Source organism: Acidobacteriota bacterium (assembly GCA_012517875.1).
In the GTDB taxonomy this organism is placed as follows: domain Bacteria; phylum Acidobacteriota; class JAAYUB01; order JAAYUB01; family JAAYUB01; genus JAAYUB01.
In genome coordinates, this window is the sequence record JAAYUB010000162.1 from 1 (window position 1) to 24,774 (window position 24,774).

Annotated in this window: 18 protein-coding genes; 11 read left to right on the forward strand and 7 right to left on the reverse strand. The window is 64.9% G+C overall.

What is annotated here, in order from left to right; all coding sequences use genetic code 11:
• Positions 1 to 1,695 (reverse strand): sigma 54-interacting transcriptional regulator (locus GX414_15645; GenBank protein ID NLI48534.1); only part of this gene is annotated, 1,695 nt, incomplete at its 3' end.
• A gap of 13 nt (positions 1,696 to 1,708) precedes the next feature.
• Complete coding sequence (locus tag GX414_15650) at positions 1,709 to 2,350, reverse strand: tetratricopeptide repeat protein (GenBank protein ID NLI48535.1); 642 nt, start codon at positions 2,348 to 2,350, stop codon at positions 1,709 to 1,711.
• A gap of 90 nt (positions 2,351 to 2,440) precedes the next feature.
• Between GX414_15650 and alr the strand changes: the two genes are divergently transcribed.
• From alr to GX414_15665, 3 genes are read left to right on the forward strand one after another with little or no spacing between them, the layout of a single operon-like run.
• Positions 2,441 to 3,589 carry an alanine racemase gene (gene alr, locus GX414_15655; protein NLI48536.1) on the forward strand — a complete coding sequence of 383 codons (1,149 nt, stop codon included), beginning with the start codon at positions 2,441 to 2,443 and terminating at the stop codon, positions 3,587 to 3,589.
• 51 nt (positions 3,590 to 3,640) lie between these two features.
• Positions 3,641 to 4,444, forward strand: a complete 804-nt coding sequence (locus GX414_15660; GenBank protein ID NLI48537.1) for a HEAT repeat domain-containing protein — start codon at positions 3,641 to 3,643, stop codon at positions 4,442 to 4,444.
• Positions 4,441 to 4,713 (forward strand): hypothetical protein, encoded by a 273-nt coding sequence (locus GX414_15665; protein ID NLI48538.1) that lies wholly within the window; start codon positions 4,441 to 4,443, stop codon positions 4,711 to 4,713. The genes GX414_15660 and GX414_15665 overlap by 4 nt, the downstream gene beginning before the upstream one ends.
• 91 nt (positions 4,714 to 4,804) lie before the next feature.
• On the opposite strand, the gene GX414_15670 is transcribed toward GX414_15665, so the two are convergent.
• Together GX414_15670 and GX414_15675 are read right to left on the reverse strand one after the other, a co-directional pair.
• Positions 4,805 to 6,562 carry a hypothetical protein gene (locus GX414_15670; protein NLI48539.1) on the reverse strand — a complete coding sequence of 586 codons (1,758 nt, stop codon included), beginning with the start codon at positions 6,560 to 6,562 and terminating at the stop codon, positions 4,805 to 4,807.
• A 75-nt stretch (positions 6,563 to 6,637) separates the two neighbouring features.
• The gene (locus tag GX414_15675; protein ID NLI48540.1) at positions 6,638 to 7,039 is read right to left on the reverse strand and encodes a prepilin-type N-terminal cleavage/methylation domain-containing protein; all 402 of its coding nucleotides are present in this window, start codon (positions 7,037 to 7,039) and stop codon (positions 6,638 to 6,640) included.
• Between the two features lie 244 nt (positions 7,040 to 7,283).
• Here GX414_15675 and fusA point away from each other — a divergent pair, with 244 nt between their 5' ends.
• The 5 genes from fusA to GX414_15700 all read left to right on the forward strand — a co-directional run bounded on the left by fusA (position 7,284) and on the right by GX414_15700 (position 17,086).
• Positions 7,284 to 9,377, forward strand: coding sequence for an elongation factor G (gene fusA, locus GX414_15680; GenBank protein ID NLI48541.1), 2,094 nt, complete (start codon positions 7,284 to 7,286; stop codon positions 9,375 to 9,377).
• 59 nt (positions 9,378 to 9,436) lie between these two features.
• Positions 9,437 to 10,225 carry a prolipoprotein diacylglyceryl transferase gene (locus GX414_15685; GenBank protein ID NLI48542.1) on the forward strand — a complete coding sequence of 263 codons (789 nt, stop codon included), beginning with the start codon at positions 9,437 to 9,439 and terminating at the stop codon, positions 10,223 to 10,225.
• Between the two features lie 141 nt (positions 10,226 to 10,366).
• Positions 10,367 to 11,653: a Glu/Leu/Phe/Val dehydrogenase gene (locus GX414_15690; GenBank protein NLI48543.1), complete on the forward strand. Its 1,287-nt coding sequence runs from the start codon at positions 10,367 to 10,369 to the stop codon at positions 11,651 to 11,653.
• Between the two features lie 28 nt (positions 11,654 to 11,681).
• Positions 11,682 to 14,693 (forward strand): hypothetical protein, encoded by a 3,012-nt coding sequence (locus GX414_15695; protein NLI48544.1) that lies wholly within the window; start codon positions 11,682 to 11,684, stop codon positions 14,691 to 14,693.
• Between the two features lie 23 nt (positions 14,694 to 14,716).
• Positions 14,717 to 17,086, forward strand: coding sequence for a pyruvate, phosphate dikinase (locus GX414_15700; protein ID NLI48545.1), 2,370 nt, complete (start codon positions 14,717 to 14,719; stop codon positions 17,084 to 17,086).
• Positions 17,087 to 17,173: 87 nt separating this feature from the next.
• Here the strand turns inward: GX414_15700 and gdhA are convergent, their stop codons facing one another.
• The 3 genes from gdhA to GX414_15715 form a co-directional block, all read right to left on the reverse strand.
• A complete protein-coding gene (gene gdhA, locus GX414_15705; protein ID NLI48546.1) occupies positions 17,174 to 18,508 on the reverse strand; it encodes an NADP-specific glutamate dehydrogenase in 1,335 nt (444 codons plus the stop codon).
• A gap of 171 nt (positions 18,509 to 18,679) precedes the next feature.
• Positions 18,680 to 19,966 carry a Glu/Leu/Phe/Val dehydrogenase gene (locus GX414_15710; protein ID NLI48547.1) on the reverse strand — a complete coding sequence of 429 codons (1,287 nt, stop codon included), beginning with the start codon at positions 19,964 to 19,966 and terminating at the stop codon, positions 18,680 to 18,682.
• Between the two features lie 147 nt (positions 19,967 to 20,113).
• Entirely contained in the window at positions 20,114 to 20,938 is an 825-nt protein-coding gene (locus tag GX414_15715; GenBank protein ID NLI48548.1) for a PHP domain-containing protein, read from the reverse strand.
• A 76-nt stretch (positions 20,939 to 21,014) separates the two neighbouring features.
• Between GX414_15715 and GX414_15720 the strand changes: the two genes are divergently transcribed.
• The 3 genes from GX414_15720 to GX414_15730 are packed head-to-tail and all read left to right on the forward strand — an operon-like array spanning position 21,015 to position 24,239.
• Entirely contained in the window at positions 21,015 to 22,340 is a 1,326-nt protein-coding gene (locus GX414_15720) for a M48 family metalloprotease (protein NLI48549.1), read from the forward strand.
• A gap of 40 nt (positions 22,341 to 22,380) precedes the next feature.
• Positions 22,381 to 22,761, forward strand: a complete 381-nt coding sequence (locus GX414_15725; protein NLI48550.1) for an archease — start codon at positions 22,381 to 22,383, stop codon at positions 22,759 to 22,761.
• Between the two features lie 14 nt (positions 22,762 to 22,775).
• Entirely contained in the window at positions 22,776 to 24,239 is a 1,464-nt protein-coding gene (locus GX414_15730; GenBank protein NLI48551.1) for an RtcB family protein, read from the forward strand.
• The last annotated feature ends 535 nt before the right edge of the window (positions 24,240 to 24,774 follow it).

The following is a 24,774-nucleotide window of genomic DNA, read 5'->3' on the forward strand; positions in this document are numbered from 1 at the left end:
CCGCCATAGGGTGGTGCGGTCGCAACCCAGGGTGGCCGCAGCGGCCGTGATCTTCCAATTGTTGCGCTGGAGGGCCTGCAGGACGCGTTCCCTCTCCCCGGTGGCCGGCGTTGGCCAGGAACGCGGCGACGGCGCCTCAGCCGCCTTCGTCCTCAGCGAGGGGGGCAAACTGTCTGTGGTGATGATTTTACCCGCCGTGCAGGCGTAGCCGTGCTCCAGCACGTTCTCCAGCTCGCGGATGTTCCCAGGCCAGGGATAGCGGGAAAACACCTCCAAAACGTCCGGGGAGATGGTCTTGAGCTCCTGCCCGAGCCGCCCGGCCAGCTCCCGCGAAACCTTCCCCACGATGGCCAGCAGGTCCCCCGGCCGTTCCCGTAACGCCGGCAGGTGGATGGGGATCACGGCGAGGCGGTAGTAGAGATCCTCACGGAACTTCCCCTCACGAACCATCCGCGGCAGGTCCCGGTGGGTGGCGGTGATGATGCGCACGTTCACCCGAATGGTCCGGTTGGACCCCACCCGCTCAAATTCTTGCTCCTGCAGAAAGCGAAGCAGCTTGACCTGTGTGGCCGGGGGCACATCCCCGATCTCGTCCAGAAACACGACGCCGCCGTCGGCCGCCTCAAATTTCCCCGGCTTGTCCTGCACCGCACCGGTGAAGGCGCCCCGGGCGTGGCCGAAGAGCTCCGATTCGAGCAGGGTTTCCGCCAAGGCCGCGCAACTGATCTTGATGAACGGCCGGTTCCGCCGCGGGCTCAGGCGGTGGATTTCCTTGGCCAGCAGACTTTTACCGGTCCCGCTCTCGCCGGTGATCAGGATGGTGGAATCGGTATCCTTGATCCGTTGGACCAGCGCCATGATCTGGGTCATCCGCGGGTCGAACGCCACCAGGCCGGTTTCCTGTTCATCGCCGGGCGCTTGCACCAGTAGTTGGCGCAGCACCCCCAGATCGCGGATGCTCTCCACGCCGCCGGTCACGGCCTGACCGGGCTCTTCGAAGACCGCCGTCGAAAACAGCAGCCGGACGGTCTCGCCGTTCCGATTGGTCACCGTGCCCTCGACGTCGTGCAGCGGCAGGCCGCTCTCCAGTGTTCGCTTCAGGGGACAGGCCTCCTGGCAGAGGGAGCTGTTCAGGATCTTGTAGCAATACTGCCCCACCGCCTCCGCCGCCGTGTAGCCGGTGATCCGCTCGGCTTCGCGGTTGAAACTGGTGATGCGCCAGTCGGTGTCGATGGTGTGGATGCCGTCGGGAACGGAGTCCAGAATGGCCTGAAACCGGTTGCGTTCGTCGCGGGCGCGGCGGCCCAGATCCTCCTTGTCACGGAGCAGCTCGTTAAGATGTCCCACGTCGCGGATATTTTCCACCAGGCCGGTCACGATGCCGCGTGCGTCCACGATGGGGTTGGAGGTGAGGCAGATGCGACGGCCGGCGTCGCCCCACGGACCGTCCAGCCGGATGTTGAACTGGCGCTCGGCCAATCCGCCGTCCAGGATCCGCTGGAACGGACAGTTATCGCGGCACGCCTCGCAATTGACCACTTCGGCGCACGGGCGACCCAGCAGCTCCTCGGACCGCAACCCCAGCATGGCCAGAGCCGAGGCGTTGGCGCGCACCACGCGCTGATCCCGGTCCACCACGACGATGGCTTCTTGGATGGCGTCGATGATGGCGTCGGAGCCGATGGAAGTCGACATGGCCGTCCGTCGGTCACTGCTTGGGCGCGGCGCCCGGGGCCGCTTCGCCCGGGCCCTGGCGGATCATTTTGTCGATGACCGCAAGCCGTTGTTTCACCGTCTCCAGATCGATTGTGGTGGTGTTCGTCGCCACGAGGCGCGTCCAGCAGTCCCGGGCCGCCTGGAGGTCGTTGGCGCCGTGCAGCATGATGATGCCCAGATTGTACAGGGCCTGTGGATGGTTGGGATCCTCCTTCAGGACCGCCTGGAGGCCGGCGACAGCGGGTTCCAGCTGCCCCACGTAGTACCGGGAGGTGGCCAGGTCCACCCGCGCCGACAGGTTGCGTCCGTCGAGCTTCACCGCCCGCTCGTAGCAGGTGATCGCCCGATCGAACTGCTTGGTGTCGTAATAGATATTCCCCAGCTGAATGAGCGCCCCCAGATTGTCCGGTTGCTTCTCGATGGTCGCTTCGAGCTGCTGCACCTGCTGCTGAAACTCCGCCATCTGGGCGTCGCCCTCCGGCGAGGAAGATTCCGCTCCCACCGCCGGCTGCGCCCCGGCGGCCGCCGGCCCGGGCGTCACCGGAGCAGGGCTCGCCGGTTGGTGGGTGAAATAGCCCGCCACGAACCCCACCACCAGTCCCACCACCAGGAAAATGACCACCTTTTTGTCCATCACATGCTCCTGCTTCAGAATCGGCTGCTTATTCTAATATACAAATCCGGATGAATTGATTACAATTTCGCTGGCTTGGGTTCGCGCATCATGACGCCAACAGCACATATCCAGCACATCGAGATCAGCCGGGACGCCTACCTGCATAACCTGGACACCTTTCGGCGCCTGCTGGCCCCCGGCTGCCGGCTGATGGCCGTGGTCAAGGCAAACGCTTACGGCCACGGTCTGCTGCCCATCGGCCGGCTGGCCGCCGAAGCCGGCGTCGACTACCTCGGCGTGAACTGTGTCGAGGAAGTCGCCGCGCTCCGCGCCGGCGGCATCGGCACCCCCACCGTCATCCTGGGGTACGTGCCCCTGCACCAGCTGGGCGACGTCGTGGAGCTCAACGCGGAGCCCGTCCTCTACAACCTCGAGTCCGTCGATCGGTTGCAGGCGGAGTCCGCCCGCCGCGGCCGGCGGTCCCCGTTCCATCTCAAGCTGGAGACCGGGGTCCACCGCCAGGGCGTCATGGCGGACGCCCTGCCCGCGTTCATCGAGGCCGTCCGCCGGTCAGACCATCTGGTGCTCCAGGGCGTCGGGATGCATTTCGCCAACATCGAGGACACCACCGACCACTCCTTCGCCCAGCTCCAACTTGCGGCCTACCGGCGGATGGTGGCCGCCCTGGAAGCCGCCGGCCTGTCACCTCGCTTGCAGCACACCGCCTGCTCGGCGGCGACGATCCTGTTCGCCTCCACCCATTTCGATCTTGTCCGCGTGGGGATCAGCAGCTATGGGCTCTGGCCGTCGAAGGAGACCTACCTGTCAGCCATCCTCCAGAACCAGCAGCCGCCGGTGCTCCGGCCGGTGCTGACCTGGAAGACGCGGGTGGCGCAGATCAAGGACGTCCCCGCCAACGCATACGTCGGATACGGTTGCTCGTACCGGACCACTCAGCCGATCCGGCTGGCGGTGCTGCCGGTGGGGTACGCCGACGGCTACGATCGGGGCCTGTCGAACCAGGCGCATGTCCTGATCGGCGGCCGGTGGGCGCCCGTACTGGGTCGCGTCTGCATGAACATGACCATGGTGGATGTCACCCATATCCCCGACGCCGCGGTGGAATCCGAGGCCGTCCTGCTGGGCAACCAGGGTGACAACCGCATCACCGCCGACGAACTGGCTGCCCTGTGTCACACGATCAACTACGAGATCGTCAGCCGCATCGGCGCACATATCCCCCGGCTGGTTGTGTAGCGGCCCGGCCGTGCTATAATCGGCGGCAATCCGATCCGGACAAGGGGCGCCATGACGTTCAAGTATTTTCTGAAATTCGTCCTGCTGCCGCTGGTCGTCATCGCGGCGGTGATCTTCCTGATCTTCAACAAGCCCATCATCCGTTACTTTTCGTTCGACCGCACCTTCGACCAGCTCGTCGCGCACCGGGGCGAGGCCGTAGCCACGGATTATGCGGACCAGATCATCCAGATGGGCGCGGAAGCCGAGGAGCCACTCATCCGCCGCTACCAGAGCTCCACCAAACTCCAGGACAAGTATTACGCGCTCTACCTCCTGGGCCGCATCGGTGGCGAGAAGGGAGCGCCGGTGATCCTCAAGGCGCTGCAGCACGAATCACCCTCGGTGCGCTGGGGGGCGGTGCGCGGTCTGAAGTACATGATGAAGCCCGAGTACGTGTCCGCGGTGAAGCCCTTGCTCGGTGATCCGGTGCGCGAGGTCCGCTACGACGCTGCCGCCACCCTGGGGCGCGCCAACAGCCCGGAGAGCCTCCGGGCGCTCTACGAGCTCGCGGGCCGGGAGCGCGACAGCTACGTCTGGTTCCGGGCCTGGCTCTCGCTCCGCTACCTGATGCCGGTGGACGGACCGGTCGTGGAGAAAATCCGTTACAACAAGAGCCTGCAGCAGATCCCCGCCGAGGAAGTCAACATCGAGGCGGGCTACACCTACTTTTTCGTGAAGATCCGGCAGGGCGACGCCGACATCCCCGTCAACGTGCCGCGCAAGGTGTATGCCGAGGTCAAGATCGGCGACCGGCTGGTCAAACCGGCGGAATCGGAAGAGTTCCAGATCCGGCCGGCGGAGGCGAAACCATGACCCCGCTGCAGCCTCCGGCGTCCGCCCCCGTCCGCCGGCCGCTGATCCTGGGGCTGACCCGCTCCCAGATGGCGTTCGCCTTCGTCGCGGCGGTGGCCGTATACCTGATCATCACGCTCCTGATTCCGGCGCTCTTGACCCCTGTTTGGCGTGATCTGACCTGGCGGGACGTGCTCACCTTCGCCACGCTCGTGGCGACTTGGGCAGGTATAGCGGTTTACAACCGGCTGCATCCGGACGAGGAAGTCCGCATCCACCTCACCGACTGATGCACGGCGCGGCTTGAACTCCGCGCATTCCGGCGATTTCATCCCGTAACCCGGGTGATTCGGCAGGACGGGTGTCCGGCCACGGCGCGGCTCAGGGAGGCAGTTCGCCGGACCATTCCGGCCGTAGCATGCCCTGGTTTTCTCTCGCCGCTCGGGCCGGATCGGGCGGCACGGTTTGCCGCACCATAATCAGGCGGATGGTCTCGAGAGGCGTGTCGGCGGCGCTCACCCAGAGCGGCAGCAGCCCCCAGTAATCGCTGTAAAAACCTGCTTGGGCGGCTCGGCTCAGGATGCGCACGGGAAACCGGCTGCGCACATCCAGCGTCTCCAGCTCAAAACCGTAGGCCGGGGTCTCGTACGGCGTGTCCCATGTGGGCGCGGTGAGCACTGGTTTCACGAGCAGGTCGCCGGGGACCGGCCGGCTGTCGTAACGAAGAATGGTGCGGCCGCCGGCCGCCAGCGCGTAGTGCCGCAGCTGCCACTCCCCGGCTACCCAGATCCGATGGCCCTCAGAGCGGTACTTGCTGAAGATGTCGCGAACGGCTTGCCGATAACCCCGGGCCAGCTCCAGGTCGGCCAAAGCGCCGGCGCACGCCACCGCGACGTGCAGGACGATGACGGCGTTGACGACGCCCGGCCGGCGCAGCCAGGGGGAGCCGCCGGTCCCGGCGGTGTCGACTCTTCTGCTCAGGGCGAGGGTGAACGCGGCGACAAGCGGCGGCACGAGCCAGAGCTGATAGCGGGCCGCCCCGTGCGGGAAGGCGATCACCGCGACCAGGGCCAGAAACAGGGTCCAGGCGCCTACCGTCCACCAGCGTGTGGCAGTCAGCGGATCCGCTCGTCGGGCGGCCGCCGCGGCTCCGACCACTCCCTCAACCAGGAAGACCGCGCCGGCAACCGCCAGTACAGCGATGGCGGCCTGGTGGTAGTAGCCGGCCTCCGGCAGTGCGACCGCCGCGGCCAATCCGGCCAGACAGACCGCCAACAGATACAGCTTGCCGCGGATACGGTGCAGCCGCCAGACCAGGATGCCCGCCGGCACCACGAGGGTGCCGCCCAACACCAGCAGGTTGTACAGGATGCGTCGCGTCATGTCGGAGCTCGGCCGGGCGTTGAACTCGCTGAGAAAACGGATCATGTCCTGCACCACGAACCGGTGGGTCATCACCTGGACCAGCGCCAGCCAGCCGGCCATGGCCAGAACCGGCGGCAGCGCCACCAGGAGCACCTGGCGGAGCGGGCGGCGGCCGATCAGACCGCAGCCGGCCGCCGGCAGCAGGTAAAACATGGCACTGAATGACGTCCAGACCCCCGCGGCCAGACACAGGCCGGCGGCGAACAGCCGGCCGGGGCGGCCCGATGCGAATCCTTCCCAGGCCAGGACCACCCCCCATAGGCCCAGCGCCAGCGTCGGCACATCCATCATGATGGTGTGGCTGGAGATGAACACGACCGGGGCGAAGAACGCCACCAGACTGCCCACAAGCGGCGGCAGCCGCAGCAGCTCGAGAAACCGGTACATCGCGGCGACAAACAGCAGGGTGAAGATGATGAAGCCAAGGTGGATGGCCGCTTCCGGCTCTGCACCGCCCAGCCGGTCCAGTAGAAAGATATAGTAGCAAACCAGCGGCGGATGGGAATGGGACATCATGTCCGACCAGAGCTGCCCTTCCCAGATGGCGGGCTGCAACAGCGGCAGAAAGGGCTCCCGGGTCACGTTGCGGGCGACGTCCAGGTACACCCGGTCATCGATGTGGAAGGGCATCAGCACCGCGAACGGCACCTGGATCAGCGCCACTGCGGCCAGCAGGAGTGCGAGCTGAGGCCGGGCGGACGGAAAACGGCGCATGCAGCTTCCTTCTTGCATGAGTGCAGCGATGATAGCCTATCCGCCGCGCCGTTTCCAGTCCTTCCTGGCGGCGACTCATCTCACCGGTGCATGATTTTCGTAATGGATGACGTAGGAGTGGTTGATATAAAACGTCGGCTGGCTGCCCGTCACCAGGGGCCGGGCGTATACGGTGAAAAAGGTGGTGGAGCTTTCGCCGCTGAAGATGTAGCCGTCGAAAGTCGCAGTGCCGCTGCTGAACCGGTCGTCGATCAGGTTCAGCTGGGCGAGAGTGGCCAGCGGGGCAAAGCTGCGCGGGCTGGTCTTGGCGGTGTACGCCACCTCCGCAGCTGCGATGTTACGCAGCGTGGACTGGGCGGCCACGGATTCGGCCGAGCGTTTTGACTCGATCAGGTAGGGCACGGCGATGAACACCAGGATGCCGATGATCACCACGACGATCAACAACTCCAACAAGGAGAAACCCCGTTTGTTCATAGGTCGACTCCTTGTTAAAACTCGAAGCAAGTTGTGTACCACTAAAATAATGCTCCCTGAGCGCATCGCCGAGTCTGTGCGGGACAGCCAGCGACAAGAAAAGTCAACAAGCCTGACAAAAAGTGGCAGCGGCCGCGTCGCCGCTCCGCACTTTCCTGTTGCCGCCCCCCGGTCCCTGTGCTAGAATTTCGACTTTCTCAGCGGGCGTTTTTCCCCCGAAATATGTCGAAAGGAGAGGCGGGCTATGAAGGTTTTCGACACGGACAGAATCAGAAATCTCGTGTTCATCGGCCACGGGGGCTGCGGCAAGACGTCGCTGGTCAGCGGCATCCTGTTCCACACCGGGATGACCACCCGACTGGGCAAGGTGGACGAGGGCAACACGGTGACCGACTTCGACGAAGACGAGATCGCCCGCAAGGTGTCCATCCGCAGTGCACTGGCCTACTGCGAACACGACAAGCACAAGATCAACCTCCTCGACACGCCCGGCTACATGGCCTTCGTCCAGAGCGCCCGGGAGGCGGTTCGGGTGGCGGACACAGGCGTGGTGGTGGTAGACGCCATCGCCGGCGTCGAGGTCCAGACTGAGAAGGTGTGGAGCTTCGCCGACGAGTTCGCCCTGCCCCGCGTGATCGTGATCAACAAGATGGACCGCGAGAATGCCGATTTCGAGCGCGCGCTGGCCAACGTGCACGAGGCCTTCGGCCGCAGCGCGGTGCCGGTGCAGATTCCCATCGGACAAGCGAAGGACTTCCGCGGCATCGTGGACCTCATCGCCGAAAAGGCTTACCTGTTCCAGACTGATGAATCCGGCAAGTCTAGTGTCGCGGACATCCCGGCCAACCTCAAGGACGAAGCAGCCGCCCGCCGCGAAGCGCTCATCGAGATGATCGCCGAGAGCGACGAAGCGCTGATGTCGAAGTTCTTCGAGGAGGGCTCCCTCCCGGAGGAGGACCTGGTGGCCGGTCTGAAGAAAGCCATCCTGGCCCGCACCCTGGTACCGGTGTTCTGCACCGCGGCGACGCAGAATTTCGGTTCCGCCCAGCTGCTGGACGCCGCGGTCAAGTTCCTGCCCTCCCCGGCCGACCGGGGTGAGATCGAGGTGATCGACGTCAAGACCAAGGAGCCGGTCAGGCGCAAGGTGGGCGCCGAGCAACCCAGCGTGGCCTACGTCTTCCGCACCATCGCCGATCCGTTCGCCGGCCGCATTTCGATTTTCAAGGTGTTTTCGGGAACCATCCAGTCCGACACCTCGGTGTACAACGTCAACGCCGAAACGCAGGAGCGGCTCGGTTCCCTCCAAGTGATGCAGGGCAAGACGCCGGCGCCCATCTCCGAGGCGCGCGCCGGCGATATTGTGGCCGTCGCCAAGCTGAAGGCCACCCAGTCTGGACATACCCTGGCCGACAGCGCCAAGCCGGCGTTGCTGCCCCAGCTCAAGTACCCCGAGCCGGCCATCAGCTTCGCGGTGGAGCCCAAGAGCCGCGGCGACGAGGAGAAGATCAGCAACGCCCTGGCCCGGCTGCGCGAGGAAGACCCCATGTTCACCTTCCAGCGCGACCCGCAGACCAAGGAGTTGCTTGTGTCCGGCTCCGGCCAACTCCATGTCGAGGTGACGGTGGAACGCATGAAGAGCCGCTACGGCGTCGAGGTTCTGCTCAAGCAGCCTAAGATCCCCTACCGGGAAACCATCACCGCCAAGGCCGACGTCCAGGGCCGGCACAAGAAGCAGACTGGCGGCCACGGCCAGTTCGGCGACTGCAAGATCCGCATGGAACCCCAGGAGCGGAACGCCGGCTTCGCGTTCGTGGACGAGATCTTCGGCGGCGCGGTGCCGAAGCAGTACATCCCGGCCATCGAGAAGGGCATCGTCGAGGCCTCCGAGCGCGGCTTCCTGGCCGGTTACCCCGTCGTCGACTTCAAGGTGACCCTCTACGACGGCTCCTACCACGACGTCGATTCGTCGGAAATGGCCTTCAAGATCGCCGGCTCGCTGGCTTTCAAGAAGGCGATGGAAGTCGCTCGGCCGGTTCTGCTGGAACCCATCATGAAAGTCGAGATCTTCGTCCCGGAGGAAAACGCGGGCGACATCATGGGTGATCTCAACTCGCGGCGCGGCCGCGTTCAGGGCATGGAGTCCCGGGGCCACTTCACCGCCATCCGCGCCCAGGTGCCCATGGCCGAGATGCTCTCCTATGCACCCGACCTGACGTCCATGACGGGTGGACGCGGTTCCTATACGATGGAGCTGGCCGGGTACGAAATCGTGCCGAGTCAGATCCAGGCCAAGATCGTGGAAAAAGCCCGCCAGGAAAAGGGCGAAGAGACCGAATAGCGCCGCCGGTTTGCCGGGCGGCCCCGGAGCCCCCGGCACGCCGTGATGGGTGATTCAGCATGTGGCCCGAGCTTTTCAGGATCGGCTCCTTCGTCATCTCACCCTACGGCTTCCTGGTCGCCGCCGCCTTTGTGGCCGGGATCTGGGTAGCCGCCCGCCTCGGCGCCCGGTACGAGAAGATGGACAGTCGCATCTTCTGGGACTTCGGCCTCGCGGTGGTGCTCGTCGCTCTGGTGGGGGCCAAAGTTCTGATGGTCTTCACCGACCCGTTCTACTACGAGAATCCCGCCAACATCTTCAGTCTGGATTTCCTGCGGTCGGCGGGCGTCTACTACGGCGGACTGATCGCCGCCCTGGTCTGGGCAGCCTGGTATTTCCACCACCATCGTCTGCCCGGCTGGCGCATAGCCGACGCGTTCGCGCCGGGCATCGCCGTGGGCCATTTTTTCGGACGCCTGGGCTGCTTCACCGCCGGCTGTTGTCACGGCCGGCCGGCCGGCGGCGCCATCGCCGTGACATTCACGGATCCGGGCTGCATGGTGGAACCCGACTACCTGGGCGTGCCCTTGTACCCCACCCAGCTCATCGAGTCCCTGGGCAATCTGCTCATCTTCGGCTTCCTCCTCTGGCTCTACCGCCGCAAGCGGTTCAACGGGCAGATCATTCTGATCTACCTGGGCCTCTATTCGATCTTCCGCTTCGGCGTGGAGTTCCTGCGGGGCGATCTGCGCGGCTGGATCCTGCCGGGTTATGTGTCGACGTCCCAATTCATCGCCAGCCTGCTCTTGTTCGGCGCCGCTGCGGCCTACTGGCGGCGGGCCCGCCGCCCGGCGGACCCGACGGTCTGACTCCCCCGCCCCCGCCTGCCGTACCGTTCTCCGTCCGACCCCCACCACCTGCCGGATCGATTTAATTTGGTGATCGTTTCACCTTATAATAGAATCCATACGATCCGTTGACCCACATCCTGCCCCAGGCGAGGTGTCCCCATGGCCGAACCATCGTTCAACGCTTACGAAATGGCCCAGCGGCAATTCGACGGCGTGGCCGAACAGCTCGGGCTGGACCGCGCCACGCGCGATTTGCTCCGCCGCCCGCTCCGCGAGTACCATTTCACCATTCCCATCCGCATGGACGACGGCACCGTCGAGGTGTTCCAGGGTTTCCGGGTGCAGCATAACGACGCTCGCGGGCCGTGCAAGGGCGGCATCCGCTTCCACCCGCAGGAGACCATTGACACCGTGCGTGCGCTGGCCATGTGGATGACCTGGAAGTGCGCGGTGGTGGACATCCCCCTGGGCGGCGGCAAAGGCGGCGTGATCTGCGACCCGCACAACCTGTCTCACCGCGAACAGGAGCAGATCTGCCGCGGCTGGGTCCGGCAGGTGGCGTACAACGTGGGGCCGCTGCAGGACGTTCCGGCGCCCGACGTCATGACCAACCCCCAGCACATGATCTGGATGCTCGACGAGTACGAGCGCATCCACAACCGCAAGCTGCCCGGCTTCATCACCGGCAAGCCGGTGGACATGGGCGGCTCGCTGGGCCGCACCGAGGCCACGGGCTATGCCCTGATCTACGTGCTCCGCGAGGCGCTCAACGAGATGGGCCTGGCGATCACCGACACCACCGCCTCGTTCCAGGGTTTCGGCAACGTGGCGCAACACGCCATCCGGCTCTTCCAGGAGTACGGCGGCCGGCCCGTCTGCGTGTCGTGCTGGGACCAGAACGACAACCGTGCGTACGCCTTCCGCAAGCGGGACGGCTTCCGCCTGGAGGAGCTGCAGGACATCACCGACCGCTTCGGCGGCATCGACAAGAGTCGGGCCGGCGAACTGGGTTACGAGGTCCTGCCCGGCGACGCCTGGCTGGAACAGGACGTGGACGTGCTGGTGCCGGCGGCGCTGGAACACCAGATCACCAAGGAGAACGTGCAGCGCGTCTCCAAGCAGGTCAAGGTCATCGCCGAGGGAGCCAACGGGCCCACCACACCGGAAGCCGATGCGGTCATCCGGGAACGCGGCATCTTCATGATCCCCGATTTCCTGGCCAACGCCGGCGGCGTCACCTGCAGCTACTACGAGCAGGTGCAGAGCAACACGAACAACTACTGGACCCGCGACGAGGTGCTGGCCAAGTTGGACACCAAGATGACCGACGCCTACCTGAAAGTGTCGGCGCTGGCCCGCAGCCAGAGCCTGTACATGCGGGACGCGGCGTACATGATCGCCATCCAGCGGGTGGCCGAGGCCTGCAAACTGAGAGGCTGGGTCTGAGGCGGCCGCTCCGCCCGGGGAGACGTGCATGAACCGGTCCACCGACAACCAGGGGCAGGCTCCCGCCGCGGACCCGTCGCGCCCGCTCTCCTACGAGCAGCTGTTCACCGCGCCCCTGCAGAAGCTGATGCCGTACAAGATCCGCCAGGTCTTGCTGGTGGCCAGCCTGTACGATTACTTCATCCTCGAAGAGGACGGCCGGCTCTCCGACCTGCTGGGGCTGGCCTACAAGCAGCGCGACCTGGGCTACGTGCCCGTGCTGCACCGCGTGTCCGGCAGCCAGGCCGCCCTCGAGGCGCTCGGCGAGACGCGCTACGATCTGGTGGTCAGCATCATGCGGATGGGGGACATGGACCCCTTCACCTTCGGCCGCAAGGTCAAGGAGGCGCAGCCGGACGTGCCGGTGGTGTTGCTGGCGTTCAACACGCCGGAGCTCCAACGGCTGATGGAACTCAACGACCGCCAGAGCGTCGACCAGATTTTCGTATGGCAGGGCGACGGCAAAATCCTGCTGGGAATCATTCAGTACATTGAGGATCTCAAGAACGCCCGGGCGGACACGGAGAACGTCGGCGTCCACAATCTGCTGCTCATCGAGGACTCGCCCCGTTTCTACTCGGTCTACCTGCCGACGCTTTTCGAGGAGCTCTGGGACCAGACAAACGAGCTGCTGCAGGAGGAGCTCACCTTCGAACAGCGCGTCCTCCGCCAGAAGGCGCGTCCCAAGGTCCACCTGGCCAACACCTATGAGCAGGCCGAGGCGGTCTTCGACGCCTTCCGGGACAACCTGCTGGGAGTGATCTCCGACGTCCAGTTCCCGCGGGGCGGACGCGTCGACCCGGAAGCGGGACTGAACTTCGTCCGGATGGTACAGCGCCAGTCGCCCCATCTGCCGGTGCTGCTCCAGTCCAGCGAACCGGAACTGGCCGAGACGGCGCAGCGACTGGGCGCGGGGTTCCTGCTCAAGACGAGCCCGACGCTGACCGCCGATTTCCGCAAGTTCCTGCACGACCGGTTCGGATTCGGCGAGCTGATCATCCGGGATGACACTGGGCGTCCCGTCGCGCGGGTCAACCGGCTGTCCGCGCTCATGGGCGTCCTCGAAACGGTACCCGACGCCGTGCTGCTCCGGCTCGTCCGGCAGGGCGAGCTGCGCCGCTGGCTGGTGGCCCGCACGGAGTTCCGGCTGGCGGAGCGCTTCGATCTCGCAGTGGCCGCCGGCGGCGACGACCCCGGCGCCATGCGGCAGCACCTGCAACAGGAGTGGGACGACCACCACCGCCGCATTCAGCGCGGCGGCATCGTGCGGTTCTCCCGGAGCATGTACGATAGCTACTGCCGCTTCATGCGGCTCGGGCCCGGCTCGCTCGGCGGCAAGGCTCGCGGGCTGGCCTTCTCCGACAAGCTGCTCAGCGAGCACCTGGCCGAAGATGCGTACCCGGGCGTCCAGATCGCCATCCCCAAGACGCTCGTGATCGGCACCGACGTCTTCGACGCATTCATGGCCCGCAACGAGCTGTGGGACTTCGCGACACGGGAAACGTCGGACCGCCTCATTGTCAGCCGCTTCCTAAACGCCGACCTGCCGCCCACGATCGTCGGCGACCTGCGGGACCTGGTCCGCCACGTCAAGGTGCCGCTGGCGGTGCGGTCATCCAGCCTATTGGAGGACGCCCTCTACCAGCCGTTCGCCGGGATCTACGCCACCAAGATGCTCCCGAACAACCACACCGAAACCGACGCCCGATTCAAGGACCTGGCCAACGCCATCAAGCTGGTGTACGCCTCGACGTTCTCCCGCAAGGCCAAGGCGTACATCGAGTCCACCAACCACCGGATCGACGAAGAGAAGATGGCGGTGATCATCCAGGAGGTAGTGGGTCGTCTGTACCGAGACCGGTTCTACCCGGATTTTTCTGGCGTCGGCTGTTCCTACAACTATTATCCGGCCGGCTACGCCCGCCCGGAGGACGGCGTAGTCAGTCTTGCGCTGGGCCTGGGCAAGACCGTCGTCGACGGCGGGGCCGTGCTTCGGTACTGTCCCGCCTACCCGCGGGTGATCCCCCAGTTCGGCACCATCAAGGACATGCTGAACCACTCGCAGAAGGACTTCTACGCCATCAACATGAAGGAATACTACTCCCGCGCCTACGACGACGAGGACCAGTATCTGGTGCACCTGCCCCTGCAGGCGGCCGAGCAGGATGGTGCCATCAAGTACCTGGCCTCCACCTTCGTGGCGCGCGAGGACCGCGTCTACGACGGCACCAACGTTGCGGGTCCCCGGATCATCACCTTCGCCCATATCCTCAAGAGCGAGGTCATGCCGCTGTCCCGGATCCTGATCCGGCTTCTCCGGCTCACCGCGGACGCCATGGGGTGCCCCATCGAGATGGAGTTCGCCGGCACACTGGATCCCGCCCGGGGCCTGCCCGCCCGGTTCGGCCTCCTACAGGTCCGGCCCATGGTGGTCAGCGACGAGCTGGTGGCTGTGGATCTCGGTGGACTGGATCCCGCGGCCGCGGTCGGTTTCAGCACCCGGGTACTGGGCAACGGGATTTTCCGCGAGATCGCCGATGTCGTGTACGTCAAAACCGAGAACTTCACCGCCGCCGACACGCCCCGCATCGCCATGGAAGTGGACCGGCTCAATCAGGAGTTGCGTGAGGCGAAGCGGCCGTACATCCTGGCCGGCCCCGGACGCTGGGGCTCGTCAGACCCGTGGCTGGGGATTCCCGTGCACTGGGGCCAGATCAACGGGGCCAAGGTCATCGTCGAGGTCAGCCTGCCCCAGCTCAATGTCGATCCGTCGCAAGGTTCCCATTTTTTCCAGAACATCACGTCTCTGCGCATCGGGTACTTCACCGTGCCCATGAATCCGGAAGACGGCCGGATCGACTGGGACTGGCTCAACGCCCTGCCGGCGGAGCAGGAAACCGAGCATCTGCGGCACGTCCGGGCGGTCCCGCCGCTCGAGGTGCATATCGACGGCCGGATCGGGCACGGAGTGATTTTCAAGACGGCGCGGCCCGCGGAGTGACCGCGCGCCAGGGAGGAACGCGCATGACCGATTCCAAACCGGACCCCAAGCCGGACGTCCGGCCGGAGCCCCGACCGGAAGCCAAGCCGGAATGGCGGGTCATCGTCGACCTGCTGCGGGAGACCAATCCCATCCTGCTCAACCGCATCAGCCGCAAAATGATGAATTACCTCTTCAAGCGCAACATCAAGGATGTCGCCGGCTTCATCGAACGGTTGCGGGCCGAAGGCGAGAAGGTCTATGCCGCAATGGGCTTCAACCCAAACGAACCCGCGCCGCGCTATGACCGCAACGTCTTCGAGCAGTTTGCCGACGAAATTTTCCGCATCGCCAACAACGAGCTGCTCGACGAGGAGATCGCCCGGATGCTGCGACTGTGGCTGCGGCACGAGCAGGCGCGCTTTCTTACCCTGGCCGCCGGCAAGCGGGACGTCCAACTCGGCGAGGTGACCGACGCGGTGCACCGTTTCAGTCTCATGCCCGACGCCCAGCGTAGCCTGTCGCCGGAGGAGAACCAGGGGCTGCGTGTCGCCCTGATCCGGCGTTTCTACAGCGAGAACCTGGACTACATCAACACCACCAAGAAGCACGTGGACGTGGCCGATTTCGCCGACATCCTGTCCCGGACCATCGGTCCGGCCTCCGGCGTTGGCAAGCTGGGCGGCAAGGCCGCCGGCCTGTTCCGGGCCGAAGCCATCCTGGAGTCGGTCAAGCAGCAGAACGTCCTGCTGCGCAACGTCAGTACGCCCAAGACCTGGTACGTGACCTCCGACGGCATCATGGATTTTCTCAACTATAATGCCCTGGAGGAGATGCCCAACATCAAGTACCGCGACCCCTCCGAGATCCGGCAGGAGCATTTCTATCTGGAGCAGATCTTCAAGAACTCCGCCCTGTCGCCCGAAATCATCGCCGGTCTCAGCCTGGCGCTTGACGACTTCGGCGAGCGGCCCCTTGTGGTGCGTTCATCCAGTCTGCTGGAGGACAGCGCCGGCTCCTCGTTCGCCGGCAAGTACAAGAGCCTGTTCGTCGCCAACCAGGGCACCAAGAAGGAGCGCCTCGAAGGGCTCGTGAACGCCATTCTCGAGGTGTATGCCAGCGTATTTTCACCCGATCCGCTGGAGTACCGCCGCGAGCGCGGCCTGATCGATTTCCACGAGGAGATGGCGGTCCTGATCCAGGAGGTGGTGGGCCGCCGCGTGGGCAGGTATTTTTTCCCCGCCTTCGCCGGCGTCGCCTTCAGTCGGAACGAGTTTCGCTGGTCGCCGCGGATCCGCCGCACCGACGGGATCATCCGACTGGTGGCGGGGCTGGGCACCCGGGCCGTCGACCGGGTGGGCGAGGACTACCCGGTCCTGATCTCGCCCGGCCAACCCAACCTCCGCGTGAACGTCACCCCCGAGGACGTGCTCCGCTACTCGCAGAAGTACATCGACGTGATCAACCTCGAAAGCCGCCGGTTCGAAACCCTGACCTTCGACCGACTGCTCAAGGAACTGGGCCACGACTTTCCCGCCTTGTCCCAGATCGTAGCCATGTACCGGGAGGGTCAGATCGTGCCGCCGGTGGGCGCCCTCATGGACCTGAAGTCGGGCATCCCCCTGATCACCTTCACCAACCTGATCGAGCGCAGCCCGTTCATCCCCGAGCTCATGGCCATGCTGACCATCCTGGAGAAGGAGCTCGGCTTCCCGGTGGACATTGAATTCGCCTGCGACGGCGACGTCCACCGACCCTACCTGTTGCAGTGCCGGCCCCAGAGCTACGGCGCCGGTGCGATCACAAGCGTTTCGATTCCAACGGACATCCCGAGCGACTCCGTCCTGTTTACGGCGAACCGCTACATCACCACCGGCCAGATCGACGGAGTGGAATACATCGTCTACGTCGATCCCATCGCGTACGACGCCATCGGCAACATGGACGACCTGATTCAGGTGGGCAAGGTGGTGGGCGAGCTGAACCACCGGCTGCCCACCCGCAAGTTCATCCTGATGGGGCCGGGGCGCTGGGGGAGCCGCGGCGATATCAAGCTGGGGGTCCGGGTGACCTACAGCGACATCAACAACACGGCCATGCTCAGCGAGATCGCCCGCAGTAAGAAGGGCTACGTGCCCGAGCTGTCGTTCGGCACCCATTTCTTCCAGGACCTGGTGGAGGCCAACATCCGGTACCTGCCCCTGTACCCCGACGAGCCGGGGCTCGTCTTCAACGAAGCGTTCCTGAAGGAGTCCCCCAATGTCCTGCGGCGGGTCATGCCCGGCACCGATCCCCTGGAGCACATCATCCAGGTGGTGCACGTGCCCAAGGCCACCGACGGCGCCACGGTGTCCATCCTCATGGATGGCGACAACGAGAAAGCGGTGGCGTTCCTGACCCGGAACGGTAAATAGCGGTTCCGGCATCCGGATTCGGAGGCCACAACAGAAACAGGCGGCCCGAAGGCCGCCTGTTTGCGTGTTGGATACAGAGCGGGTGGACTAGACGACGCCTTGAGCCATCATCGCCTTGGCCACCTTCAGGAAGCCGGCGATGTTCGCGCCGTTGACCAGGTTGCCCGGCGTGCCGTATTCCTCGGCGGCCTGGCTGGCCTGCTTGTAGATGTTCACCATGATCTGGTGCAGCTTGCTGTCGGTCTCCTCGAAGCTCCACATCAACCGGGAGGAGTTCTGGCTCATCTCCAAGCCGGAGGTGGCGACGCCGCCGGCGTTGGCCGCTTTGCCGGGACCGTAGAGAATCTTGTGGTCGATAAACAGCTTCACCGCCTCAGGCGTGGACGGCATGTTGGCGCCCTCGGCCACAGCGATGCAGCCGTTCTTCAGCAGCGCCTTGGCGCCCGCCTCGTCCAGCTCGTTCTGGGTGGCACACGGCAGGGCCACGTCGCACTTGACGTTCCAGATGCCCATGCAACCCTCGGTGTAGGTGGCGTGCTTGTGGATCCCCACGTAGTCCTTGATCCGGCGGCGCTCCACCTCCTTCAGCTGCCGAACGGTGTCCCAGTTGACGCCCTGCGGGTCGTGGATGTAGCCGTTGGAGTCGGACATGGCCACGACCTTGCCGCCCAGCTGGGTGGCCTTCTGGTGGGCGTAGATGGCCACGTTGCCGGAGCCGGAGATGACCACTGTCTTGCCGTCGAACGAGGTTCCCTTCCCCTTCAGCATTTCCTGGCAGAAATACACGGTGCCGTAACCGGTGGCTTCGGTCCGGGCCAGCGAGCCGCCGTAGGTGAGGCCCTTGCCGGTCAGGACGCCGTGGAAGTTCCGCGTCAGCTTCTTGTACTGGCCGAACATGAAACCCACTTCCCGTCCGCCCACGCCGATGTCGCCGGCGGGGACGTCGATGTCGTCGCTGATGTGGCGGAACAGCTCACTCATGAAGCTCTGGCAGAACCGCATGATCTCGTTATCCGACTTGCCCTTGGGATCGAAGTCCGACCCGCCCTTGGCACCGCCCATCATCAGGCCGGTCAGGCTGTTCTTGAAGATCTGCTCGAAACCGAGGAACTTGATGATGCCGATGTACACGGAGGGGTGGAAGCGAATGCCGCCCTTGTAGGGGCCGATGGCGGAGTTGTACTGGACGCGCATGCCACGGTTGACATGGACCTTGCCCTGGTCATCCACCCACGGCACCCGGAAGATGATCTGCCGCTCGGGCTCCACGAGGCGTTCCAGCAGGCCGGCTTCCTGAAACTCGGGGTGCTTGTCGATTACGGGGCGCAGAGACTCCAGCACCTCGTGCACCGCCTGGTGGAACTCGGGTTCGCCGGCGTTCCGCTTTTTCACCATTTCAAACACAGATTGGATGTAATCCATACGACCCGACCTCCTATCGAAGAAGAATTGAACAGAGTTGGTTTTCAGGTGCCTAAACAAATGCTTTATAACAGATGATTTTCCATCAAGTCAATGAAATCGGCGGGCGTCAAAAAAAAAGCCGGCTGAAATCAGCCGGCTGTTCGGAGACAGAGTGCCAGAAAATAACGCTTAGATCCAACCCCGCATGCGGCAGGCCTCGGCCACCCGCTGAATGGAGATCATGTACGCCGCGTCGCGCATGTAGACGCCGCGGTTCTTGGCCAGCTCGGCCACTGCCAGAAAGGCGGCGGTCATCTTCTCGTCCAGGCGCTGGAGCACCTCTTCCTTCGTCCAGTAATAGTTCATGTTGCACTGGACCTGCTCGAAGTAACTGCAGGTCACGCCGCCGGCGTTGGCCAGGAAGTCGGGGATGACAAAAATCCCGCGGGACTTGATCACCGCGTCGGCGTCGGGGGTGGTGGGGCCGTTGGCGCCTTCGGCGATCATCTTGACCGACGGCTTGATCAGCTTGACGGTCTCGGCGTTGACCTGGTTCTCCAGGGCGGCCGGGATCAGGATGTCGACATCCTGCTCGATCCAGGCGTTGCCCGGCAGCACCTCGTATCCGGCCGCGGCGGCCTTCTTCTTGTCGATGCCGCCGAACCGGTCGGTGATGCCCAGCAGGAAGTCCACGTCGATGCCGTCCTTCTTCTTGAAGGTGTAGGAGGTCTGGTCATGCTGATCCCAGCAGGACACGCACGCCACCTTGCCGCCGTACTGGTTGAACAGCTTGACGGCGTACTGGGCCACGTTGCCGAAGCCCTGCACGGCCGCCGTGGCCTTCTTGATGTCGATGCCCAGCTGCTTGCAGGCTTCGCGGACGCAGTAGATCACGCCGTAACCCGTGGCCTCGGTCCGGCCCTGGGAACCGCCCATGCCCAGCGGCTTGCCGGTGATGAAGCCGGGCAGCTTCTCGCCGCGAATGTGCTCGAACTCGTCGAGCATCCAGAGCATGTGCTGGCCGGAGGTCATCACGTCAGGCGCCGGCACGTCCGCCAGCGGCCCCACATTCTTCCACACCTGCCGGACCCAGCCGCGGCAAATCTGCTCCTGTTCCCGCTGGGACAGGTTGTGCGGGTCACAAATCACGCCGCCCTTGCCGCCGCCGAGCGGGATGTCCACCACCGCGCACTTCCAGGTCATCCAGGTCGCGAGAGCCTTGACGGTGTCGACGGTCTCCTGGGGATGGAACCGGATGCCGCCCTTGGCCGGGCCGCGCGCATCGTTGTGCTGCACGCGGAAGCCGCGGAACACCTTCACCGATCCGTCGTCCATCCGGACGGGGATGCTGAAGTGATACTCGCGCAGAGGCCAGCGCAGCATGTCACGGGTGGCCTGATCCAGATTGAGCTGGTCAGCCACGTGATCAAACTGCTTCTGGGCCATCTCGAACGCATTAAAGGACTTGTCAGCCATGACTATTACTCCTCAAGCAGAGATATTTCATCTGGAACCGTTGCGGCCGCTTCAGATCGTCGGGCGTTGTCACAGCGGGCGGCGGCAAAAAAAGCATTATAGGCTGTATTTCAACATTTGTCTAGAGCTTAATAAATATCGGAATTTTTATTCCGCCGCGAACGCCTCCATCTCGACAGCCTGGTGCGCATCGCTCCCGCGGGTGGTCCGAAGGCCGAAGCGGTGCGCCAGCTCGCGCATCCGGGCCACAAACTGATCTTCGTCCACCCGGCCGGGGAACTCGGCGGATCCACGGTATCGGTACTCCACCTCCAGCCCCGTCATCCCCCAGTCGCGGCACGCCGCCACGAACGATTCCAGATCAAGGCCGCCGCCGTTGCCGCTGCAGAAACCCGGGTGCGCCAGCGCCGCCCAGCCGCCGGCGGCGCGGATCAGGGCGATGACGTCCGCCACAGCGGGCTTGGGCACTTCCACGGGCAGGCCCACGGTTTCCTTGATCCAGCGCCGGGCGGTGCGGTAGTCGGGGAAACGACCGTCCGCCAGGAGCGGCTGGATCAGGTGCGGCATCATGCAGGTGTCGCGCCACGGCCGGAAGACGGCCGCGTCATCCAGGGCCGGCGCGCCCAGGGCGTCGTTGATCCGCCCCACCAGGGCCTGAAGCCGGTCGCGGCGCAGTCGCTGCACGTCACCGAGATAGGCCGTGAGGCCGGGGTGGACCGGGTCCAGCTCGTAGCCGAGCATGTGGATCTCCACCCCGCTGTGAACGCTGTCCAACTCCACACCCGGCACCAGCCGAAGTCCGGCCGTGGCGGCGTCGCGGCGCACGTCGCCGAAGTGGATGTACGCGCCCACCGCATCGTGGTCCGTGATGGAAATTTCCTCAATCCCCAACCGGGCGGCGGTGCGGATAATGTCCGCCGGCAGCCAGCGGCCGTCTGAAACTTCGGTGTGCAGATGGTAATCTTTACGCATACATTCATCCTTTCGAAGAGTGTGCTATTATACTGTCAGCGAAATGAACATTCTACCCGGTAAGTTGGAGGACACCATGAGCCGACGGCATCTTTGGCTGAGCGTTTTCGTCATCGGATTGTTGGTGTTTCTGCCGGTGACGGGCGCTGTCGCCGCCGAAAAGAAGCAGGAAAAGGTGGGCGGCGGTTTGAATTTCTTCTCCGAACAACAGGAGAAGGCCATGGGCAAGCAGTACTCCGATGAGCTGAAGACCAAGCTTGATCTGGTGCAGGATTCGTTCGTCTACTCCTACATCAACCAGATCGGCCAGAAACTGGCCCAGAACTCGCTGCGCCCGGACATCGGCTACGAGTTTCAGGTGGTCAACACCGGCGAGATCAACGCGTTCGCGTTGCCGGGTGGCTATATCTATATCAACCGGGGTCTCATCAACACCGCCGGGAGCGAAAGTGAGGTCGCCGGCGTCATCGGCCATGAGATCGCCCACGTGGTGGGCCGCCACTCCACGAACCAGATGTCCAAGCAGCTGCTGCTCACGGGCCTCGTGATGGGCGCCGGCATCGGCGTGGGCGCCAAGAGCGAACGCTGGGGCGAGATCATCAGCGCCCTGGGCGGGGTGGGCGTCGCCTTGACCAGCATGAAGTTCAGCCGGGACCACGAGCGCCAGGCAGACAAGCTGGGCATGGCCACGATGGTCCAGTCCGGTTATGATCCCGGCGGTATGATCAGCATGTTCCAACGGCTCAACGCGGAGAGCATGAAGAAGGGCTCCACCGCCATGGCGTTCATGAGCACCCATCCCTTGCCGGCGGAGCGCGTCAAGAACATGGAGGCGGAGGTCCGCAGCCAGTATACCTCCGCCACATCACTGACCAAGACCACGCGGACGTTCGACATGGTCAAGGAACGCATGGCCGCCATGCCCATGCCGCCGCCGCAGCAGGAGAAGACCCTCTCGGCCGCGCTGGCGTCGCTGGACCAGAACGGTGGCGGTGCGGCCGCCGGCGGAACGGCGGCCGCGCCAGCCACCAAACCCGTGTACACGGGCCGCAAGGCGCTGGCTGTACCCGGCGACACCGCTTGGCTGGACACCGGGATCGATCTCGTCCCCGGCCAGGTGGTGGAGATCATGGCCAAGGGCCAGGTGTACTACAAACGGAATAGCAAGGTCTTCTGTGATCCCGACGGCGCCCCGGGCACCGGCAGCGGGTTCTGGAAACCCATCCCCAAGGCCAACACAGGCGCCTTGATCGGCCGGATCGGCGACAACCCCGGCGCTTTCGTCATCGGCTCCATGCGGGTGTTCCAAACCAACGTCGGCGGACGCCTGGCCCTGGGCATCAACGACGACAACGCCACGGACAACCTGGGCGGCTACCAGGTTTACATCCTTGTGCGCTGACGCGGAAGCATCGTACACGATCGATGCTCACGGCGGTGACGTGGCTCTGCAGATCAGCGGCGCCGACCTGGCGGAGCTGGCCGCGCACGCCGCTGCGGGCCTGGGCGCGGTGATCACCGATCCCGCGCGGATGGGGAGTGGCGAGTGCCGTGTCATCGAGCTCGACGCCCAGTCGCCCGAGGACATGTTGGTCCGACTGCTCAATGAGCTCGTCTACCTGTTCGACACCCAGGGATTTGTCTGCACGCGGCTGACGGTGCGCGTCGCCACCGGCCGCCGCCTCGAGGCCGAGGCGCAGGGCGGGCACTTCGACCCGGTGCGACACGAGGTGCGCGGCGTGGTCAAGGCGGCGACGTACCACGACCTCGCGGTGACGCGCGCCGCCGGCCGGCTGCGCGCCCGGATCGTGCTCGATCTGTGACGGAGAGGCGGCCCATGGGCCTTCAGATCGAAGACATCCTCGCCCGCATCGAACCGGTGGATGCGGTCACCTGGAAGATCCCGCGCGCCGGTCCCATGCGCGTCGATGCCGTCTTCTACGCCTCCCCGCCCCTGCTGGAGGGGTTGCGCCAGGACCAGAGCCTGCTCCAGCTGGCCAACGTGGCCACCTTGCCAGGCATCCAGATGTTTTCCCTGGCCATGCCCGACATCCACTGGGGCTACGGCTTTCCCATCGGCGGCGTGGCCGCCTTCGACGCCGCCGACGGCGTGGTCAGCCCCGGCGGCGTCGGGTACGACATCAACTGCGGCGTGCGCGTGCTGGCGTCCCGGCTGACTCGCCCCGAGGTCACCGACCGGATCCGCGACCTGGTGGCCGCGATGTTCCGCAATGTTCCCTCGGGCGTCGGCTCGCGGCGGCAGGACCTGCGCCTGGACGCCAAGGCCGAGCGTCAGGTGCTGGAACAGGGAGCCGAATGGGCGGTCCGCCACGGTTACGGCGACGCGGAGGACCTCGACTGCATCGAGGACCGCGGCGCGATACCCGGCGCCGACGCCGACCGGGTCTCGGAAAAAGCCCTGGAACGCGGCCGGACACAGCTCGGCACCCTGGGTTCCGGCAACCACTTTCTTGAAATCGGCTATGTAGACCAGGTGTATAACGAGGCGGCCGCCCGCCGGCTGGGCCTGTTCATGGACCAGGTGACGGTGAGCATCCACACCGGATCCCGCGGGCTGGGCTACCAGGTCTGCGACGACTCCATCGTCGCCATGAAGCGGGCCGCGGCCAGGTATGGCATCGAGCTGCCCGACCCGCAGCTCTGCTGCGCGCCGGTGGCGTCGCCCGAGGGGCAAGAGTACCTCGCGGTGATGGCCGCCGCGGCCAACTACGCCTTCGCCAACCGCCAGCTCATCACCCACTGGGTCCGCGAGGCCTTCCAGGAGGCGCTGCGCCTGCCGCCGGCCCGCCTGGGCCTCCGGCTGGTGTACGACGTGGCCCACAACATCGCCAAGATCGAGCGGCATCTCGTGGCGGGACGCGAACAGACGGTCTGCGTCCACCGCAAGGGCGCGACGCGCTCGTTCGGCCCTGGCCACCCGGCGCTCCCCGAGGCGTACCGCGACATCGGCCAGCCGGTGATCATTCCCGGCGACATGGGCCGCTGTTCCTTCATCCTCGTGGGCGCGGCGAAGTCCATGACGGCGACGTTCGGCAGCACCTGCCACGGCGCGGGGCGGCGGCTCAGCCGCCACGGGGCCATGAAGGCCGCCCGGGGCCGCTCCATCGACGCGGAGCTGCGCGAGCGCGGCATCCACGTCATGGCCGCATCGCGGGCGACGCTGGTGGAGGAAATGCCCGAAGCCTACAAGGACGTGGCCGAGGTGGTGCAGACCGTCCACGACGCCGGCCTGAGCCGCATGGTGGCCCGGCTGCGGCCGATGGGAGTGGTCAAAGGTTAGTTAGGAGATAGGAGATAGGAGCTCGTGATCGTGCTCGTAATCGTAATTCGTAATCGTGATCGTAATCGTGATCGTAATCGTCATAGAGGCTCGAGACTCGAGGCTAGCGGCTCGTTCCCGTAACGCGAACATCGGACTTCGGACTTCGGACTTCGGACTTCGGACATCGGACATCGGATATCGGAATTCGGAAATCGGACCTGGGACCTGGATCCTGGGCCCTGGGTGGCAGAACCCAGATTCTGGCACCCATTCACCGATTCGCCCATTCAGCCATTCACCGTCCCAAATACTCAATGACAAATGAAAAATGAAAGATGATCAATGAAAGACTTCTCTTCCCTATTCACCATCCCCTTCCCCCTTTGTGCCCTTTGTGCCCTTCGTGCCTTTGCGGTGAAGAAGAATTCCCGGCTCTGCCGTCAGGGCAGCACGGCAATGGAATACGCCGCCACGGCGCGCAGGACGGCCGCCAGGATATAGCCGGCGCCGACGAGCGCGACCAGGATCGGCTCGATTTCGCGGATGGCGAACG